Raw genomic sequence first — 16,963 nt, forward strand, 5'->3', positions numbered from 1 at the left:
GACTCCCACCTGCTGCCCTACTCCAGCAACTTCACCAGCGCCCTCATCCGCGAGGTATCAACCTCATCCGCCGTGATGTCCATCATGACCGTATCGAAACGCTCGGCACCCAGCCGCACGGCCCCACGCCGCCGCCCGATTTCGCGGAAGCCCACCTTCTCGTAGGCGCGAATGCCGCGCACGTTGTACGAGAAGACGTTCAGCTGGATGTTATGCAGCCCCAAGAAAAACATGCCGTATTCCACCAGCAATCCAGTGGCTTCGCTGCCGTAACCGCCCCCCCAGTATTCAGGGTTGTGAATGCTGATGCCCAGCTCGGCAGTGCCGTGGCGGTGATGGATGGACCGCAGGTCGGTGCCGCCGATCAAGCTGCCGCTCTCGCGCTCATAGATGCCGAAAGTAACGCCTTCTGCACTGCTTTTGGCGATGCTCTCGAAATAGGCTTCTTCGTCCTGAAGACTGAAGGCACCGCCGTAGGCTCCCAGATAGGTGGTCAGTTCCAGATTGGCGAAGCGCCGGGCCAGCTCAGGAATGTCCTCGCGGCGTAGGCGGGCCAGAATAACTTTTTCTCCGGTCAGCACAGGGTGTAGTTCACTCATGGCCCAGGCTAGCGCGGGTGAGCGCGGTCGGTCATACGTCAGGTGGCGTAGTGGGGAGGAGCAGGGCAATCACAGCGCACGCTGGCTTAACGGCATCACGTCGCCTCTTGCCCGGCTTGTTTTGCGCTAAAAAGAAAAGTTATGAGTGACGCACCTTCCATCTATCCCATTCGGCTGTACGGCGACCCCGTACTGCGCCGCAAGGCCCGGCCACTGGCGCATACCGACACCTTAGAACTGCCAGGCTTTGGGCCACAGAACTTGCGCCAGGTGGCCGACACCATGCTGGAAACCATGTTCGAGGCGCGGGGCGTGGGCCTGGCTGCGCCGCAGGTGGGCCTGGGTGTGCGGATGTTCGTGGCGGTGGAATACGAGGACGACGAAGAAGAGAACGAGGGCCAGGAGACACCGCTCAAATCGCGGGTCCTGCGCGAGTTCGTGATGCTGAACCCTCGGCTAAGCGTCATAGACAAGAAGAAGGTCCGCTCGGAGACCGAAGGCTGCCTGAGCATCCCCGACATCTACGAGGAGGGCGTGCCGCGTGCCCGTGCCGTACGGCTGGACTACACTGATCTGGACGGCCGGATGCAGAGCGTGGAGGCGGAGGATTACCTCGCCCGTGTCTTTCAGCACGAGTTCGACCATCTGGAAGGCAAACTGTTTATCGATTATCTGCCACAGGACACTGTGAACGAGTACCGGGGTGCTCTGCTGGCCATGCAGCGCCAAGCCAAGCAACATCTGGACCGGCTGCGTCATCAGGCCGCCGACGGACACCGCCATGAGCGCCTCTGAGATGACAGGGATCCGCCGCGTCGCCTTTTTCGGGTCGCCCGCCTTCGCGCTGCCGGTGCTAGATGCACTGCACGCCGCCTTTGAAGTGGTCCTGGTCGTCAGTCAACCAGATAAGCCGGTGGGACGTGGCCTGAAACTGACGCCGCCCCCGGTGGCCGCCCGTGCCACCGAGTTGGGCCTGCCATTGGCGCAACCGACCAAGCTGCGCGGCAACGCCGAGTTTCAAGCTCAGCTGCGGGCCAGCGGCGCCGAGGTAGCCGTGACCTGCGCCTATGGCAAGCTGCTGCCCCAGAGCCTGCTGGACGTGCTGCCCTACGGCTTTCTCAACACCCACACCAGTCTGCTGCCCGCTTACCGCGGCGCCGCCCCCATCCAGTGGGCGCTGATTGAGGGCGAAACCGTCACGGGCACGACCATCATGCAGACCGACGTGGGTATGGACACCGGAGACATCCTCTTGCAACGCGAGCTGGAAATACAGCCGGAATGGAGCGCACTGGAACTGAGTGCCAGCCTCTCACAGCAAGCCGCTGAATTGGCGGTGCAGGCCGTACGTGAGAGGCCCCTGCTAACGCCCAGGTCGCAAAACCACGCACAGGCCACCCATGCCCCCCTACTCACCAAGGAAGACGGCTTTGTCCGCTGGGACGATCCGGCGCAGCGTATCGTGGACCGTTACCGGGGGGTCGCAGCTTGGCCGCAGACCACAGCTTTCGTGGGCGGGCAGCGGGTCAAGCTGGACGGACTGACGGTGCATCCAGATACCACTCCAAACGGGACGGTGCCTGGTCAGATTTTGGGTGTTGACGGCGATAGCCTCCAGGTTGCCACCGGAGACGGCATCCTGCGAATCGCCACGGTACAGCCTGCCAGTAAGAAGCCGCAGCCCGCCGCACAGTGGGCGCAGGGACTGTCAGAGGGCGCCAGCTTTGACTGGGAACCCAGCCCTGGCCGGGCGCGTACCTGAGGGCATGACGATCCAGAATGTGGCCTTTCCCGTGCAGATGGAGTTCCGCCTGAGCATCCGCACCGAGATTCGCGTAACGGATGCACAGGGCCACTTGCTGGCCGTTGTCAAGGAAAAGATGTTTTCGGTTCGCGATGAGGTCCGCATCTACGCCGACGATGCCAAGCGTAATCAGAGCTACTCCATCAAGGCCAAGCGCCTGCTGGCCGGTGCGCTGGATTGGAAAGCCCAGCGCCTGATCGTGGCCGAGGGAGGCCGCCCAGTAGGCACACTGGCTGCCCAGGGGATACGGACCATGTGGGGCGCGGCCTATGAGGTGCTGGATGGGCACGGCCAGCGTCAGTTCACCATCAGTGACGATCAGCCCTGGATGAGCGCGGTGGAGGGTGTGATCGGTGGCGTGCCGCTCCTCGGCGACGTGGCCGCCGCTGCCTTCGATTATTTCGTGAATCCCACCTTTACGGTGCGCGACGAGCAGGGAAACCCAGCGGCGCGAGTTCATAAGCAGAGGCCCTTTTTCTCGCGGCGCTTCATGGTAGAAGAGCTAAGCCCGATCAGCGACGCAGAGGCCGAGTTGTTGCTCACCAGCTTGATTCAACTGGTCCTGCGGGAACGTGAGCGAGGCTGAGAGAGTCGTCAGACTTAGACAAGCAACCGCCCAGGAGCCAGGAGTTCTGGGCGGTTGCTTGTCTAAGTGTATAAGTCGTCTCAGATTGGGTCGATAGGAGGCAGTGGGTTAACGTCACCAGGCAGCTCGCACACGACGGTATCACCCAGGTCTCCCGTCAGATCACGTGGGGCACGCCCATTGCCGTTCCCGTTGCCCTTGTCGGCCTTATGCTCGTGCCGCAGGTGGGCGTCGGCCGCATGTTCAGAGACATGCAAAATGACGTAGGGGTTGTTGTCCACAGCGCTGGTGGCGTGGCAAACAAACGCCTTGTGGGGCTGGTCCTGATTGCCAGGATTTCCCGGATAATCACGGTTCTGACCGTGCCCTGGAGCCGCCAGAGCTGCACCCGCCATCAACATACCGACCATCATCAAATTTCTGATGGCTGCATTCTGCACCCAGAGCTATCGTGCCGTAGTCGCCTATGAACAACAGATGAGAATCACTGGGCTAACACCACTCTGACAGCCCTATTTTTGGAATGAGGGCACTTTGTTCCCGTACACCGCGTAGGCGTCACAACGCTCCCGCAGGACGCATTTTTCGCATGTGGGATGGGACCACTGACAGACCTGCTGACCATGCGACAGCAGATTGACATGGAACTGGTACAGCAGCGGTGGGGCGGGTGGCAATAGTGCCAACAGCGCCCGGTGGGCCGCCTGTTCGCCCATTTTGGGAATGCTCCCCACCCGCGTGTTGATGCGGTGAACGTGGGTATCTACCGGAAACACTGGGCGGGCATAATTGAAGAGCAACACGAGTGAGGCCGTTTTCACCCCTACTCCTGGGAGGTCGGTGAGCCACGTTAGAGCCTCTTTCACCGGAAGCTCGGCCAGAAAATCCAAGTCGTAGCCGCCGCGCTTCTCGCAGATGGCACGCAAGGTGGCTTGTATTCGGGAGGCCTTCTGCTCCGGGTAATTGCTGCGGCGAATGGCATGAGCCACCGCTTCGGTGGGTGCCTGACTGATCGCGTCCCAGTCGCCCAGAGTACGCAGTTCCTGATAAGCCGCGTCCTCATCACGCCAGTTGGTGCGCTGCGACAAGATAGTACTGATCAGCTCATGCATCGGCTCACGGCGGGGAACCAGCGGGCGCTCGCCATATTCCGCCGTCAAACGTTCATGCATCCACAGCAGCAATTCCGCTCGCTCCGGAGCGCTGGCTTCAGCGTTCAGAGGGCGGGCGGAAGGAAAAAGCGAGTCAGTCACTCCTGATCGTCACCGGGAGTCGCCGTATCTTCTACCGCGTCGCGGCTGCCCTCAGCGGGCGCTTGGCTGGTCACTTGCGGCACATCCTGCTCGCTGCGGTCCTCCTGACGCTCACCCTCGGCAGCGTCCTGGCTGGAGGAGTTGAAGCCGCTACTGTTCTTCAGGTCTTCAGTGTTGGTCATGGCTTTAGCGTGGCATAGCGGCGGTCTCCCAAAAACAGCAATCTGTTCAAGGCCACTTTAGTGTTGGGAGTAGAGGTAAGGGCAACTCGGCAAATCGGCCAGGGCAGAGGGCCAAAAAAATCCCCACCGAGAAGCGGGGATCGGTGATGCAGACAGAGCATCACTCCTTCAGCCACTGCGGGGCAATGCGCCCGACTCCCAGAGCTTTTGCTCACGGATCAGGGTCTGCTCGTGGACGGCCAAAATGGCGGCGTTGCCCTCAGCATTCTGCTCTTCCAGAGCGCGGGCCGTGGCGGTATCCAGATAAGCCATCCGCAGCAGTTCGGCGCTACTCAGGCCGTCGCGGGTGTTCTTGACTCCACGTTCGCGGCGCAGGGCAGTGCTGTTCATGCCCAGCACCGAGCGGTTGCTCAGACTGCCCAGCTGGCGGTACACCGCACCATGTCCACCCCGGCGGGCCACCGTGCTCATCAGTTCACGGCGGGCCTCGGTGCTTTCTAGGCGGGCGGCCAACCAGCGACGGGCGTCAGGATCGGGATTGCGCTCGGCAATCTGGGCGGCCAGCTTGACATCCCCCGTCAGGGCGCTGGCCAGCAGGTCTTGTGAGCGCTTGCGCCAGCGGCGAGCTGCTGGGGTATCAAGTTTGAAGGCCAGGGCCACGAACTCCGGCACGCTGAGGGTCGGTTCCGGGCCTGCCCCGAAGTCACGGGCCGGACTGGTCAGACCGTGGCGCTCACGGAACCAGTCCCAGTCCACCTTATCTGCGCCCAGCTGCGCCAAAGCCCCACTGGCCTGCAGCAGGCCGTCGTGGCTGGCGGTCAGCTTGGTGCTGCCAAATTCCAGAGTCAGAGGAGCGGTTTTCATACAGATAGTTTAGCACAGATTATGTAAATGACATAATAAAGGAGCAACGGTGCTGAGCGCCCTGGCAGCGTCCTTTGGGAGCCAAAACACTAGGAAATGGCACAAGCAGTAAGCTTGCCTACTCCTTCTGACCCAGCACCTGCATCATTTCAGCCGTTACATGTGCCATCTCTTCCGGTGTCCCCAGAGACAGACGGTTCCAGCCCTCATAAGCTGCAAAATCACGCCCCACGATCACATGCCGCTCACGCATCCGCTGGCGGTAACTGCGGTTGCCCCCCAGATGAGCTGGCAACTCATGAAAGACGAAGTTGGCCTGCGGGTCGGCGTAGCGCAGTCCCAGACGGTCCAGGGTGTCCAACACCCGGCGGCGGGCCAGCAGGGTCTGATCCAGGCTACGACGCTGGAAGTCCGTATCGCCCAGTGAGGCGCGGGCGGCCAGCAATCCCAGCAGGTTGACTGGCATTTCCGGTAAGAAAGTGGCGAACAGGGCGGCATTTTCCTGGCTGGACAGGCTGTAGCCTACCCGCAGCCCCGCCAAACCGTGCAACTTGGAGAAGGTGCGCGCCACAGCCACATTCGGCAGGCCGTCACGCACCCAGGCATCCACAGGCTGGAAGCGCGAGTCCGTCACGTATTCCACATAGGCTTCGTCTATCAGGAACAAAGTCTGGGGTGCGGCTTCTACCCAGGCGCGCAGTTCCGCACTGTCCACCACCGTACCCGTCGGATTGTTGGGGTTGCAGAGGTACACCACACTCTGGCCGTCAAAATCCTCGCAGGCGGCCTGCAATGCAATCAGGTCGGCTTCCAGATTGCCGCGGAGCGGTATGGCCTGCACCGGCAACCTCCGCGCTGCCGCCGCTGAGGCCCCAGCATCGAACGTGGGCACCGGCATCACCACCTGAGTCGGCTGGCCTGCATCCTGCGCGCGGCGGGCCACTGCCCCGACAATGATATGGATGATCTGCGACGACCCGCTGCCCAGCGTGACCTGTTGCGGTCCCACACCATGATGCTCGGCCAGGGCCACCGTCAGTTCGGCGTGCGGACGGTCCGGGTAGCGGTGAACCTCTGCCAATGCCGACAGCAGCGCCTCATGGGCCAGTGGCGAGATGCCCTGGTTGTTCTCGTTGAAGTTCAGTTTTAGTGGCTGCTCGGAGGTAGGAGGCCGGAACATACCCGCAGTGTAATTCCTGGCCGCAGCAGACAGACGCATGACATGCCTTTCACCACACGGCCCAGCGGGTCACCTACCCTAAAGGCATGAACAAAACCCTCTTGGCCGCTGGCCTGACCTTCCCCCTGCTGCTGGCCGGCTGTCAGACCGCTCCCAAAGCCCCTGCCGACCACGACGTGACCGGCACCATTACGGGTGAATGGCGCGAAGGAGCCAAGCTGCGTCTGAACCTGGTCGGTGTCGGTTTCCCTACCACCGTGACCAGCACCTCTAACCTCAAACAGAACGTGTCTGCGGGAGAAGAGGGCTGGACCTTCGGCGTGGACCTGCCTGCTTACCCTAACCTGGCTGGCGTCTATCAAATTGCTGCTTTTGACGATACAAGCGGGGACGCCACCTATGATCCTGGCGAGCAGTTTGCGCGCAACACACTGTATCTGGTGTTCAGCCCTGCCACCACCGAAGTTGGCCCGTGGACCTGGGAGCCCGTGACCATCCCCAAGATGAACGTGGAGCGTGGCTGGAACCTCTATGACAGCAGCGAAGACCTTGGGGCAGCCAAGCCTCGCTCTGTCACCAAAGTGACCTCCTACAACCTGCACCGGGGTAAGACGGAGCAGTAAGAGGTCATCAGGGTGCAGTCTCCGCAGCCGCCCTCTGAAGCGGGGGGCAGAGACTGCTTGCGTTCATGTCTACCCGCTCTCCTGCGGAGCTGGGCCAGTCTGCTCGCGGAACATCATAGCAGCGCGTTCATCTCTACGATATTCCGGGGCAGCCTCTACTTACTGGGGCCGTCTACGTAAGCTTCCAGCGCTTCCAAATTCAGCACAAAAGGACTGCGCTGGCGGATGATCGCCCCTTCACGCTTCAGCTTCTGCAACGAGTGGCTGACGGTTTCACGGGTCGCGCCGACCATGCGGGCCAGGTCTTCCTGATTCAGCTTAAGGTTCAACTCGGTGCCCCCTTCATGTGGACGACCGAACTCGCGCCCCAAGCGGGCCAGTAGGCTGGCCACCCGCTCGGAAGCAGAATAGGCGTTGACGGTGGCGCTCCAGTGCTGAGCGTCAAACAGCCGCGTCGCCAATACTCCGATCAGTTTGAGCGCCAGATCAGGCCTCGCCTGCAACAGCGCCTGCAACTCGGCCTGGGGCACTGCGATCAGCCGGGTAGATTCAACAGCTTCGGCCTGGGTCGGGCGGCGCTCCTGTGGACGCATCAGCAGTTCGCCGAAGCTGCCGTGTGGCCCAATGACACTCAGGATCGCTTCCTTGCCATTGGGGAACAGCTTGCTGATTTTCACCATGCCGCTGCGCACCAGATAGAGCGCGTCGGCAGGGTCGTCCATTCGGTAAATCACTTCACCGGCACGGTAAGCCCGCATCAGCGTGGTGGACGCCACACGCTCCAGCTCATCCAGTTCGACATCGCAGAAAAGTTCTGTCTTCTTGAGGTGCCAGACCAGGCTGGGGTAATCCTTATCGTTCAACATGCTTCGCTGCTCCAAGATCTTGATTTCTCCAGTTCAGGTCCATACTTCCGAACTTCCAGTATCGGCCTACAGGGCGGCTTCCTCTCAGCCGCCTGAACCGCCGCCCCTGAGTCATTCCCACCAGGCAAAAGAATGAAGCAAGTCACTCTTTGTTCAAAACACAATCGGTGTGATTGTAAATCGGCATTGATACATTCAGGGCAACCAAATGCACGGTTTTAAGACAGCCGAGGAGGGGGAAAATTCGGGACATGACCTTCAGCTTAGGTGTCATGGTGTCACAGCGCTGTGAAATCTTTCGTCCCCTAGCGCTTTCTGGTGGCCGCTGAAGGAGGATAGGCCAAGTGATTGACCGGGTCTAGGCAAAATATTAGACTGGGTTCAAGTTTTTGCGCCTGTGGTGTCGGGCCGGCTTTCGGCCCTGCACTTTCCAATGCCGGCCCGCACTTGCTTTTGGATTTCGCCAGTCATCCCCCACCAAGGAGACCCCTATGCCACAGTACAAAGCCCCCCTGCGCGACATGCGCTTTGTGATGAACGAACTGCTCGGTGCCCCCCAAGCGCTGAGTGAAATGCCCTTTTTCAAGGATGCTGAAACTGCCGACAGCGACCTGATCAACCAGGTGCTGGAAGAAGCGGCACGCTTTGTGGAAGGTGAGCTGCTGCCGCTGAATCAAGTCGGGGACCAGCAGGGCTGCACCCGCAGCGAGGACGGCGAAGTCACCACCCCAGACGGCTTCAAAGCGGCTTACCAGAAGTATGTGCAGGCTGGATGGCCCGCGCTGTCCGCCGATCCGCAGTGGGGCGGCCAGGGCCTGCCTCATCTGGTGTCCAACGCAACACTCGAAATGATGAACAGCGCCAACATGGCCTGGGCCATGTACCCGGGCCTGACCCACGGCGCCGTGGCAGCCCTGAGCGAAGTGGGGAGCGAGGAACTTCAGGCTCAGTATCTGCCCAAGCTGGTCAGTGGCGAGTGGACCGGCACCATGTGTCTGACCGAGCCGCACGCTGGCACCGACCTGGGCATCATCCGCACCAAAGCAGCCGAGAACGGAGACGGCACCTACGCCATTACCGGCACCAAGATCTTTATCAGCGCGGGCGAGCACGACCTGACCGACAACATCGTCCATCTGGTGCTGGCTCGCCTGGAGGGCAGCCCCGAAGGGACCAAGGGCATCTCGCTGTTCTTGGTGCCCAAGTTCATCCCGAACGCCGATGGCACCCCCGGCGAGCGCAACGGTGTAGTGTGCGGCAGCCTGGAACACAAGATGGGCATTCACGGCAACGCCACTGCCGTGCTGAACTTCGACGGCGCCAAAGGCTGGCTGGTCGGTGAGATCAACCGTGGCATGAACCACATGTTCATCATGATGAATGCGGCGCGGCTGGGCACCGGCATGCAGGGCCTGGGCCTGGGCGAAATCGCCTACCAGAATGCGGTGGCCTACGCCAAGGACCGCACCCAGATGCGGGCCACCCCCCGCGTGAACCCCGGCGAAAACGCCGACCCCATCATCATTCACCCCGACGTGCGCCGCATGCTGATGACGGGCCGGGCCTACAACGAGGCGGGCCGCGCCCTGGCGCTGTGGCTGGCGCTGAGCCTGGACACCGAGGCCCACCACCCCGATGAGAGCAAGCGGAAAGAAGCTGCCGATACGGTGGCGCTGCTGACGCCCATTGCCAAAGCGTTCATGACCGACAACGGCTTCAACGTGGCCGTGCAGAGCCAGCAGGTCTTTGGCGGGCACGGCTACATTGCCGAGTGGGGCATGGAGCAGTATGTCCGCGACGCCCGCATCGGGCAGATCTACGAAGGCACCAACGGCATTCAGGCGCTGGACCTGCTGGGCCGCAAGGTGTTGATGGACGGCGGCAAGAAATTGCAGGCGCTGGCCGGCACCCTGCAAGCCTTTGCCGACAAGCACGAAGACGACGAAGTGGTGGGCGATTACATCAACCAGCTGGGCAAAGCGGCCAATCAGCTGGCCACCCTGACCATGTTGGTCGGCCAGAAGGCGATGGACAGCGGCGACAAGGGACAGGACGAGGTCAACGCCGTGGCGGTGGACTATCTGCGCTACTTCGGGCATGTGGTGTATGGCTACCTGTGGGCCCGTATGGCGAAAATCGCCGCTGACAAGGTGGCTGCTGGTGAGGACGAAGGCGGCTTTTATCAGGCCAAGCTGGATACGGCCCGCTTCTACTTTGACCGCCTGTTCACCGAAACCAAGAGCCTGTCACAGACCATCAAGGCTGGCGGCGAGAGCCTGGACTTTGATCTGAAGGGCATGTTCGGTTTCGAGCCAGAAGGCGCCTGAACGCGCCCATCTCCTGCCCCCTGCCCAGTGGGTGGGGGGCTGTTTTTACATCCAGAGGCAGACCCAAGGAGCGTCACTGAAAATCAATTTGAATGGGGTTACCGTCCGCCGCACTGAGCCGCAGTCCGACAAGATTGCCTGCTTCATCTTTTACCGCTTCCCAGGTGTAGCCATGAGCCTGTAAGGTATCGGCCAGACTGAAGGCAAAAAGGCTGTGGTGGGTCGCCTGCGTCAGCCGATAGCGCGCCACCGAATCGCGCAGCAGTTCCGCTGTGGTGGGTTGGGGATGTTGGGCCAACGCTTCCAACAGCGGCCTGACTATGCCAGGCTAGAAGATGCCTTGTTCCAAGTTGCTTGCTAGCGCTTCGCGCAGGTAAGGCATGGCCGCTGCGCCCAACTCGCTCATCAGTTTTTCGGTAGCAAATGGAACATGCGTGGACGCATAACTCCCCTCTTCTACCAGGGGCGTGAGCAGTGGCAGCAACGCAGGGGATTCCCCCACTGGGCATAGCTTCAGCAGATTCGCGGACCAGTAGTCATATTCATAAGCGGTCTGCGCCTCCGCTAAAGCCGCTTTCGCCTCAGCAAACGCCGCCAACTGCTGTGTGTCGGCTGGCCCCTGATTCGGAAAGTCGGTGGGATAGCAGTACTCCTTGTCTTGCGCCGCCTCTATCATGGCAGCATAAAAATTTTCCAATGAGCGCCACTGTGGGGCAATGCTCCAGGGAATTTCATGATGCAACTCGCCCACCATGCCACGCCGCGCCCCTCTCAGGAAATACACCATAAAGTTGCCGCCTACGTCACCCCACAGCACCACGATGCCCTGCTGCAAATCAGGCAAATCGTCTAGGAGTGGTACATCCAGAGTCATTTCTTCGTGGGCCGCTATAGCTTCAGACACAGATAAGAGGCGGAAAGGCATCGCCACCCCTTTTCCCTCGGGCTGACCGTCGTGGTCGCAGTACAGAGTATGCAATTCTTGAGGAAGTTCTACGCCCCACACGTCTTCCAACGCATCGAAAGCCGCTTGAGTCACGGGAGGGTTGACTGCCAAACCAGCGCGGCGCACCTGTTCGGCAGGAGTAAGCTCGGCAGACATACCCAAATCGTAACGCAGGTTAGGCTTGTCTCAGTGCTCACAAGTGGTCTGCGGCGCGGCCCACCCCCGCCCTCTGCTCCTTCCCGCGCCTTGTGGGTACAATAGATACGCCCAAATGTGGGCCGCAGCCTGACTTTCTCCGTCTTGTGCGGCCCCCCTTGCTTGTGAGCGCCTGTTTCCAGAAACGAAGGAGGTGAACCGATGAACCCTACACAGACCGACTCAGAACCCCCCAGTTCCGGCTTAGCGGCCCTTCATCTTTCGCCCCTGACCCTGACTTTCTGGGAGGCCCACCCATGTATCACCTCACCGACCTGAGCCACCGCCTGCCGCTGAACCCGGAGGCCCGCCGATGCTGACCTACTACCGCTCCGTGGGAGGCAAGCTGACGACCATCCAGGGCTACACCGACGGCTGCTGGATCAACGCCACTGACCCCACCATTGAGGAATTGGCCCGCATCAGCCGCGAGACTGGACTGGACATCGATGTGCTGAGCTATCCGCTTGACCCGGACGAACGTTCCCGTTTCGAGCGCGAGGACGGCGAGCTCTTGATCATCATGCAGACCAGTTACCGCTTGCCTGAGGACGAAAGTGTCCCCTACGACACCGTGCCCCTCGGTATTCTGCACACCGACCACTGCATCGTGACCATCTGCGCCATAGAGAACCCGCTGATTCGCGACGTGGTGAGCGGTTTCGTGCGGCGTATCAGTACGGCCAAGAAAAATCGGCTGACGCTGCAACTGTTCCTCCGCAACGCCCAACGCTTCCTGATCGACATCCGCCAGATCAACCGCGACGTGGAGCAGATCGAGGACCGGCTGGAAAACAGCACCCGCAACGAGGAACTTCTTGATCTGCTGAACTTCGAAAAGAGCATGGTGTATTTCATCACCGGCCTCAAGGCCAACGAGGCGATGATGGAGCGGGCCAAACGCGACCGGATTTTCCAGACCTACGAGGACGACGCCGACCTGCTGGATGACGTGCTGATCGAGAACCTTCAGGCGATCGAGATGGCGACCATCACCTCCAACATTCTGGGCAGCATGATGGGCGCCTTCGGCAGCGTGATCAGCAACAACGTGAACCAAGTCATGAAGACCCTGACGGTGGTATCGGCCATTTTCCTGCCGCTGACGTTTATGGCGGGCATCTGGGGCATGAACTTCGAGCATATGCCGGAGCTGAACCAGCCCTGGGGCTATGCCGCTGCCCTGAGCAGCATGGCCGCCGTGGCTGCTGGGATGTTCGTATTTTTCCGGCGCCAGGGGTGGTGGTAGCGCTTAAAGCATTTGACAAAAAGACACCGTATCTTTTTGGCGAGCAGAGCGAGTACAAAAGGGTGAGCAGGACGGAAAATGGAGCGAGTAAGAGTGCCTTTCTCTTGCTCGCGTAATTTGGACTGGCACAGCTCCGCAGGAGAGAACTGCTCTAGCGGGTGGCCGTGTGCCCGTGTTCACAACTCTGCCCGGCTTCAGGAGCCGTAGGCGCATCCAAGAACTCGCCAATAAAATGCTGCAAGCGGGGATCTGCTGCGCTCTCGGCGCTCAACTGGGCGTTCCAGGCGGTGACCACCACCGGGGCTGTCTGCTCTGGTTCGGGGCTGAGCAGCACCTTGTGTCCCTGGGCCAGTGCGGCCAGCGGCGCCGGGTCCACCACCCGATCGGGGCGGTAAGTCAGCCAGACTGCGCCATGCGAAAGGCTGTGCAGGGCGTACTCAGGATGAATTGGGGAGGTGTACACCCCGCAGCTCTGCCACAGCGCATTATGGTTGCCATAAGGCGGCGGTATGAGGTCATAGGCCAGCGACCCGGAACGGTGCTGCCCGGCTGGAGCCTCATAACGCAGTACTCCTGCCAGATGCCGCTCTGGAGCAGGCCCACAGGCGACCAGCAGCAGCAAAGCGATCAAGAAGGAGCGATACACGCAGAACATACTAAAGCTAAAGGCAAAGGGCAGAGAGCCCATATGCTCAGCCCTCTGCCCTCTGCTTCAAGCGGCGCGTCAGCGCCCTAAGCTTATCTGCCGACCAGGAAAATGTTCGGCCAGGCGCGGTAGTTGCTGGTCAGGGTTTCCTTCTTGAAAGTCTGACCGTTCCTCACGAACAGGCGGTCCACTTCCAGCGTGCCGCCAGGGGCAGCCCAATCCACCTGCTTGCGCTGACCAGAGGCCAGAGTATCGGTCTGGATGGTGCGGTCAGCAGGCGCAGGCGTGCTCTTGATCACACGCGGCTCGGACAGCTTGACCTGGAAGTCACGCGGCTTGCCGAAGGAATACACGTTGAACTCGCCGGTTTCGTCATTCCAGTCGGTCTGGAACCAGATGGCCCCGCCAGTATCGTTGGCGAACTTGAGGTCCAGGGTGGGTTGATAGATGGCGGCGTCCAGGCCCTGCGGCTTGTAGTAGCTCACTTGATAAGAGTGCGTATGGCGCTCACGCACCGGCAAGCCCGCCATGTACAGGCTGCGGAACACGGTGGTGCTGACCTGGCAAATACCGCCGCCCAGGCCCTCTTCGGTACGGTCCCCGGCGATAATCAGGCCGTCCACATAGCCATTGCCCCGGCTGATCGGCCCCAGGAACTGATTAAAGGAAAAAGTGCCGCCTTCAAACAGGCGGTCCTTGAACTTGGAAGCGCCCACGTGAATGTTGGTCATCCGGGCCTTGGAGCTGCCCTTGTAGTTGGTATTCCCGGTGCCCAGATGCCCAGTGATCCCCCGGCTGATGAAGTAGTCCAGGGTACGCTGCGGGTGACTCTGCGCGGCGACCTTGGCCTGAGCGACCTGAATGCTGGGGTCCTTGATGGCGGCCAGCAACGCGGCACGGGTGGCGTCAGCGTCCAGCTTGAACAGATCGTGCTGCACCAACACCCAGCCGCCGCCCTGCTGCTTTTCAAAACGGGCACCGCCGCCAGCATTCAGCTCGGTCATCCAGCGGGTCAGGCCCTGTTCCAGGCTCTGGGTCACGGTCCCACGCTGGCGGATAATCTGGGCGCGGCCCGCAGGAATGTTCATTTCCTTGGTCACGCGCACCTTGGTCTTCTGACCCGCAACGTAGGCAGGCACGTCTGCCTGAAAACGCAAGACCAGCGGCTGGGCCGGAGCAGTGAGCGTCTGCTGGGTAGCTGGCGTGGGTGCCGAGGGGCTAAACACCTGCGCTGGCAATTGAATAGCAGTGGTGCCGCTCTGGGCCAGGGCTGTAGCGCCGCCCATCAAGAGGGCAGCGCTGACCAGGGTTCGTGTGCACATCATGGCAATCAGTATCCCAGTTGGGGCTGATCCAAAAGTGACGGCAGTACTAACGTTGAGTGAGCCGTGTGAAGCCTAAGCCTGACCTGCGGCGCTGGACTATGACCGAACTGAAGCTGTCCCACGCGGCTGACCACTCACCAGTTGCCGGGCAATCTCAGCCACGGCTTCTTCGGCATGGATGCGGCCATTTTCGATAAAGACCTGATTGGTCCGGCCAGCGTAACCAGCACTCCCGGCCACGAACAGGCCCGCCACGGTGCTTTCATGGTGTTCGCTCAGGACCAAGCAGTCGTCCGGCTGGGTTTGCAAGTCCAGACCTGCCAGGAACGACAGGTCCGGCAGATACCCGGTCATGGCGAAAGTGAAATGGGTCGGCAACAGGAAGGTGGTCCCGTCCTCACGCTGCACCCGCACGCTGTCCGCCAGGATTTCTACCACTTGTGAGTTGAAATAAGCCTGAATGCGACCTTCTTTGATGCGGTTCTCCAGGTTGGGCTTGACCCAGTATTTAACGGTAGGCTTGATGCCGTCCGCCCGGACCACCAGCGTTACATTGGCTCCGGCATTCATCAGGTCCAGGGCGGCGTCGGCGGCGGAGTTGCCCGCCCCGATGATGGTCACATTCAGGCCGAAAAAGGGATGCGCCTCGGTGTAGTAGTGGCTGACATTTTCGCTGTCCTCGCCGGGAATGCCCAGCGGCACGGGGCTGTCGTAGTAGCCGGTCGCCACGATCACGCGCCGCGCTTCGACCACGCCCTGTGTGCCGTCCTGCGCCTCCACTTCCAGGGTGAATCCCGCCGGGGCCGCGTGAACTCGGTCCACCCGGGTGTACTGCCGCACGTTCAGCGCTTCAGCCTGCGTCACCTTGCGGTAGTACTGCAGAGCATCCGTACGCTTAGGCTTATCAAAGGGGCTGACGAATGGATGCCCGCCAATTTCCAGCTCTGGCGCAGTGGTGAAGAAAGTCATGTCGGTGGGATAATCAAAAATAGCGTTCACCACGCAGCCTTTTTCCAGGATCACGTAGCTCAGGCCCGCACGCTTGCAGGCGATTCCGGCAGCCAGGCCCACTGGGCCGCCGCCCACAATGGCTACGTCGTACAGGCCACCAGTGGGTTCAGTGTTGGGAATATCAGGGTTAGGGTTACTGCTCATGGACCACAGTATTCCACCCACCGGGAAGCTGCGTAGGTGATGGTCGCTGGAGTTGAGGGTCAGGAAGTGACCGCAGGGAACACCCTGGCATCACCCTCTGTTCTCTCGGGAGCGGCTTCCTTTCTGCTATACTTTCCGTTTGGGTGCCGTCCGTGACCTCTGGCCCCGCGCTGCTCAAGCGTCAGCGCCGGGAACTGGCTCCTACATCGCCCGCCTTACAGGGGCGGGGGCTGGCACGGCAAGCGGCAAAATTGAGGCCCGACAACGCTAAAAGGAGACTTCTATGTCTTACATCAGCATGAAGCAACTGCTGGAAGCCGGAGTTCACTTCGGTCACGAAACCAAGCGCTGGAACCCCAAGTTCGGCCGTTTCATCTTCGGTGAGCGCAACGGTATTTTCATCATTGACCTGCAAAAGACCCTCAAGCAGGTGGACCGCAGCTTTGACTTCATCAAAGACCTGGCTGAAAAGGGCGGCACGATCCTGTTCGTGGGAACCAAGAAGCAGGCCCAGGAAATCGTGGAGCTGGAAGCCCGCCGCACCGGGATGCCCTTTGTGACCAGCCGCTGGTTGGGTGGAATGCTGACCAACTACCGCACCATCCGCACCCGCGTGGACCGTCTGGACGAGCTGGATGAGCTGTTTGAATCCGGCCGCATCAACGACCGTCCCAAGGCCGAGCGCATTCAGCTGGGCAGCGAGCGTGACCGTCTGCAGCGCTTTGTGGGCGGCATCCGCAAGATGAACCGTCTGCCCGACGCCATCTTCGTGATCGACCCCACCAAAGAAGTCATCGCCGTCAAGGAAGCCAACAAACTGGGTATTCCCGTGATCGCACTGGCCGACACCGACTCCGACCCCGATGTCATTGACTACATCGTGCCCGGCAACGACGACGCCATCCGCTCCATTCAGCTGATCACCCACCGCGTGGGCGACCTGCTGGTTGAAGCCCGTGGCGCGGACGAAGACGTGAGCGCCGGCAGCGAAGAGGGCGGCGAGCGCGTGAGCGAAAGCACTCCCGAAGTCGAAGCCGCTGAAGCTGGCGAGAGCGTAGAAAACGTTCAGATGACCAGCAGCCAGGGCCGCTCCTAAGCACCCTCGTCTGGGGAGAGCGGCCACGCGGTAAGCGGGCTTCTCTCCCTTTTTTTGCAGCGGTACA

Annotated in this window: 19 protein-coding genes; 7 read left to right on the forward strand and 12 right to left on the reverse strand. The window is 60.9% G+C overall.

The window, feature by feature from the left end; genetic code table 11:
• Nucleotides 1–17 precede the first annotated feature (17 nt).
• Nucleotides 18–599 (reverse strand): GNAT family N-acetyltransferase, encoded by a 582-nt coding sequence (locus LMT64_RS07525; RefSeq protein ID WP_126351248.1) that lies wholly within the window; start codon nt 597–599, stop codon nt 18–20.
• A gap of 141 nt (nt 600–740) precedes the next feature.
• On the opposite strand from LMT64_RS07525, the gene def reads away from it, so the two are divergent.
• Genes def through LMT64_RS07540 form a run of 3 tightly spaced genes read left to right on the forward strand, consistent with a single transcriptional unit; the run spans nt 741 to nt 2,989 of the window.
• A complete protein-coding gene (gene def, locus LMT64_RS07530; protein ID WP_126351247.1) occupies nt 741–1,394 on the forward strand; it encodes a peptide deformylase in 654 nt (217 codons plus the stop codon).
• A 1-nt stretch (nt 1,395) separates the two neighbouring features.
• On the forward strand, nt 1,396–2,361 hold the full coding sequence (gene fmt / locus LMT64_RS07535; protein WP_229253126.1) for a methionyl-tRNA formyltransferase: 966 nt from the start codon (nt 1,396–1,398) through the stop codon (nt 2,359–2,361).
• 4 nt (nt 2,362–2,365) lie between these two features.
• The gene (locus tag LMT64_RS07540; protein ID WP_229253127.1) at nt 2,366–2,989 is read left to right on the forward strand and encodes an LURP-one-related/scramblase family protein; all 624 of its coding nucleotides are present in this window, start codon (nt 2,366–2,368) and stop codon (nt 2,987–2,989) included.
• 80 nt (nt 2,990–3,069) lie between these two features.
• Here the strand turns inward: LMT64_RS07540 and LMT64_RS07545 are convergent, their stop codons facing one another.
• The 5 genes from LMT64_RS07545 to LMT64_RS07565 all read right to left on the reverse strand — a co-directional run bounded on the left by LMT64_RS07545 (nt 3,070) and on the right by LMT64_RS07565 (nt 6,468).
• A complete protein-coding gene (locus LMT64_RS07545) occupies nt 3,070–3,402 on the reverse strand; it encodes a hypothetical protein (RefSeq protein ID WP_229253128.1) in 333 nt (110 codons plus the stop codon).
• Between the two features lie 99 nt (nt 3,403–3,501).
• On the reverse strand, nt 3,502–4,242 hold the full coding sequence (locus LMT64_RS07550; RefSeq protein WP_229253129.1) for an endonuclease III domain-containing protein: 741 nt from the start codon (nt 4,240–4,242) through the stop codon (nt 3,502–3,504).
• Entirely contained in the window at nt 4,239–4,424 is a 186-nt protein-coding gene (locus LMT64_RS07555; RefSeq protein WP_126351243.1) for a hypothetical protein, read from the reverse strand. Before LMT64_RS07555 ends, LMT64_RS07550 begins: the two co-directional genes overlap by 4 nt.
• Before the next feature lie 168 nt (nt 4,425–4,592).
• Entirely contained in the window at nt 4,593–5,288 is a 696-nt protein-coding gene (ddrC, locus tag LMT64_RS07560) for a DNA damage response protein DdrC (RefSeq protein ID WP_126351242.1), read from the reverse strand.
• 118 nt (nt 5,289–5,406) lie between these two features.
• The gene (locus LMT64_RS07565; protein WP_170165915.1) at nt 5,407–6,468 is read right to left on the reverse strand and encodes a pyridoxal phosphate-dependent aminotransferase; all 1,062 of its coding nucleotides are present in this window, start codon (nt 6,466–6,468) and stop codon (nt 5,407–5,409) included.
• A gap of 86 nt (nt 6,469–6,554) precedes the next feature.
• On the opposite strand from LMT64_RS07565, the gene LMT64_RS07570 reads away from it, so the two are divergent.
• Complete coding sequence (locus LMT64_RS07570) at nt 6,555–7,091, forward strand: hypothetical protein (protein WP_229253130.1); 537 nt, start codon at nt 6,555–6,557, stop codon at nt 7,089–7,091.
• A 155-nt stretch (nt 7,092–7,246) separates the two neighbouring features.
• On the opposite strand, the gene LMT64_RS07575 is transcribed toward LMT64_RS07570, so the two are convergent.
• Nucleotides 7,247–7,957 (reverse strand): Crp/Fnr family transcriptional regulator, encoded by a 711-nt coding sequence (locus LMT64_RS07575; protein WP_126351239.1) that lies wholly within the window; start codon nt 7,955–7,957, stop codon nt 7,247–7,249.
• A gap of 491 nt (nt 7,958–8,448) precedes the next feature.
• Here LMT64_RS07575 and LMT64_RS07580 point away from each other — a divergent pair, with 491 nt between their 5' ends.
• Nucleotides 8,449–10,284 carry an acyl-CoA dehydrogenase C-terminal domain-containing protein gene (locus tag LMT64_RS07580; protein WP_126351238.1) on the forward strand — a complete coding sequence of 612 codons (1,836 nt, stop codon included), beginning with the start codon at nt 8,449–8,451 and terminating at the stop codon, nt 10,282–10,284.
• A 73-nt stretch (nt 10,285–10,357) separates the two neighbouring features.
• Here LMT64_RS07580 and LMT64_RS07585 read toward each other — a convergent pair whose 3' ends face one another.
• Together LMT64_RS07585 and LMT64_RS07590 are read right to left on the reverse strand one after the other, a co-directional pair.
• Nucleotides 10,358–10,591 (reverse strand): hypothetical protein, encoded by a 234-nt coding sequence (locus LMT64_RS07585; protein ID WP_126351237.1) that lies wholly within the window; start codon nt 10,589–10,591, stop codon nt 10,358–10,360.
• Nucleotides 10,592–10,612: 21 nt separating this feature from the next.
• Nucleotides 10,613–11,386 (reverse strand): SMI1/KNR4 family protein, encoded by a 774-nt coding sequence (locus tag LMT64_RS07590; RefSeq protein ID WP_126351236.1) that lies wholly within the window; start codon nt 11,384–11,386, stop codon nt 10,613–10,615.
• 352 nt (nt 11,387–11,738) lie between these two features.
• Here LMT64_RS07590 and LMT64_RS07595 point away from each other — a divergent pair, with 352 nt between their 5' ends.
• Nucleotides 11,739–12,674, forward strand: a complete 936-nt coding sequence (locus tag LMT64_RS07595; RefSeq protein ID WP_126351235.1) for a magnesium transporter CorA family protein — start codon at nt 11,739–11,741, stop codon at nt 12,672–12,674.
• A 151-nt stretch (nt 12,675–12,825) separates the two neighbouring features.
• Here LMT64_RS07595 and LMT64_RS07600 read toward each other — a convergent pair whose 3' ends face one another.
• The 3 genes from LMT64_RS07600 to LMT64_RS07610 all read right to left on the reverse strand — a co-directional run bounded on the left by LMT64_RS07600 (nt 12,826) and on the right by LMT64_RS07610 (nt 15,800).
• The gene (locus LMT64_RS07600; RefSeq protein ID WP_229253131.1) at nt 12,826–13,362 is read right to left on the reverse strand and encodes a DUF3105 domain-containing protein; all 537 of its coding nucleotides are present in this window, start codon (nt 13,360–13,362) and stop codon (nt 12,826–12,828) included.
• 50 nt (nt 13,363–13,412) lie between these two features.
• A complete protein-coding gene (locus LMT64_RS07605; protein WP_229253132.1) occupies nt 13,413–14,645 on the reverse strand; it encodes a VanW family protein in 1,233 nt (410 codons plus the stop codon).
• Nucleotides 14,646–14,741: 96 nt separating this feature from the next.
• Nucleotides 14,742–15,800: a YpdA family putative bacillithiol disulfide reductase gene (locus tag LMT64_RS07610; protein ID WP_126351233.1), complete on the reverse strand. Its 1,059-nt coding sequence runs from the start codon at nt 15,798–15,800 to the stop codon at nt 14,742–14,744.
• A 283-nt stretch (nt 15,801–16,083) separates the two neighbouring features.
• Here LMT64_RS07610 and rpsB point away from each other — a divergent pair, with 283 nt between their 5' ends.
• The gene (gene rpsB / locus LMT64_RS07615) at nt 16,084–16,896 is read left to right on the forward strand and encodes a 30S ribosomal protein S2 (RefSeq protein WP_126351232.1); all 813 of its coding nucleotides are present in this window, start codon (nt 16,084–16,086) and stop codon (nt 16,894–16,896) included.
• Nucleotides 16,897–16,963: the final 67 nt, after the last annotated feature.

This window comes from Deinococcus radiophilus (genome assembly GCF_020889625.1).
Taxonomy (GTDB): domain Bacteria; phylum Deinococcota; class Deinococci; order Deinococcales; family Deinococcaceae; genus Deinococcus; species Deinococcus radiophilus.

Coding starts and splice junctions, on each gene's coding strand:
- LMT64_RS07525 (WP_126351248.1), bottom strand. CDS start 599: ATGAGTGAACTACACCCTGTGCTGACCGGAGAAAAAGTTATTCTGGCC.
- def (WP_126351247.1), top strand. CDS start 741: ATGAGTGACGCACCTTCCATCTATCCCATTCGGCTGTACGGCGACCCC.
- fmt (WP_229253126.1), top strand. CDS start 1,396: ATGACAGGGATCCGCCGCGTCGCCTTTTTCGGGTCGCCCGCCTTCGCG.
- LMT64_RS07540 (WP_229253127.1), top strand. CDS start 2,366: ATGACGATCCAGAATGTGGCCTTTCCCGTGCAGATGGAGTTCCGCCTG.
- LMT64_RS07545 (WP_229253128.1), bottom strand. CDS start 3,402: ATGATGGTCGGTATGTTGATGGCGGGTGCAGCTCTGGCGGCTCCAGGG.
- LMT64_RS07555 (WP_126351243.1), bottom strand. CDS start 4,424: ATGACCAACACTGAAGACCTGAAGAACAGTAGCGGCTTCAACTCCTCC.
- ddrC (WP_126351242.1), bottom strand. CDS start 5,288: ATGAAAACCGCTCCTCTGACTCTGGAATTTGGCAGCACCAAGCTGACC.
- LMT64_RS07565 (WP_170165915.1), bottom strand. CDS start 6,468: ATGTTCCGGCCTCCTACCTCCGAGCAGCCACTAAAACTGAACTTCAAC.
- LMT64_RS07570 (WP_229253130.1), top strand. CDS start 6,555: ATGAACAAAACCCTCTTGGCCGCTGGCCTGACCTTCCCCCTGCTGCTG.
- LMT64_RS07575 (WP_126351239.1), bottom strand. CDS start 7,957: ATGTTGAACGATAAGGATTACCCCAGCCTGGTCTGGCACCTCAAGAAG.
- LMT64_RS07580 (WP_126351238.1), top strand. CDS start 8,449: ATGCCACAGTACAAAGCCCCCCTGCGCGACATGCGCTTTGTGATGAAC.
- LMT64_RS07590 (WP_126351236.1), bottom strand. CDS start 11,386: ATGTCTGCCGAGCTTACTCCTGCCGAACAGGTGCGCCGCGCTGGTTTG.
- LMT64_RS07595 (WP_126351235.1), top strand. CDS start 11,739: ATGCTGACCTACTACCGCTCCGTGGGAGGCAAGCTGACGACCATCCAG.
- LMT64_RS07600 (WP_229253131.1), bottom strand. CDS start 13,362: ATGGGCTCTCTGCCCTTTGCCTTTAGCTTTAGTATGTTCTGCGTGTAT.
- LMT64_RS07605 (WP_229253132.1), bottom strand. CDS start 14,645: ATGATGTGCACACGAACCCTGGTCAGCGCTGCCCTCTTGATGGGCGGC.
- LMT64_RS07610 (WP_126351233.1), bottom strand. CDS start 15,800: ATGAGCAGTAACCCTAACCCTGATATTCCCAACACTGAACCCACTGGT.
- rpsB (WP_126351232.1), top strand. CDS start 16,084: ATGTCTTACATCAGCATGAAGCAACTGCTGGAAGCCGGAGTTCACTTC.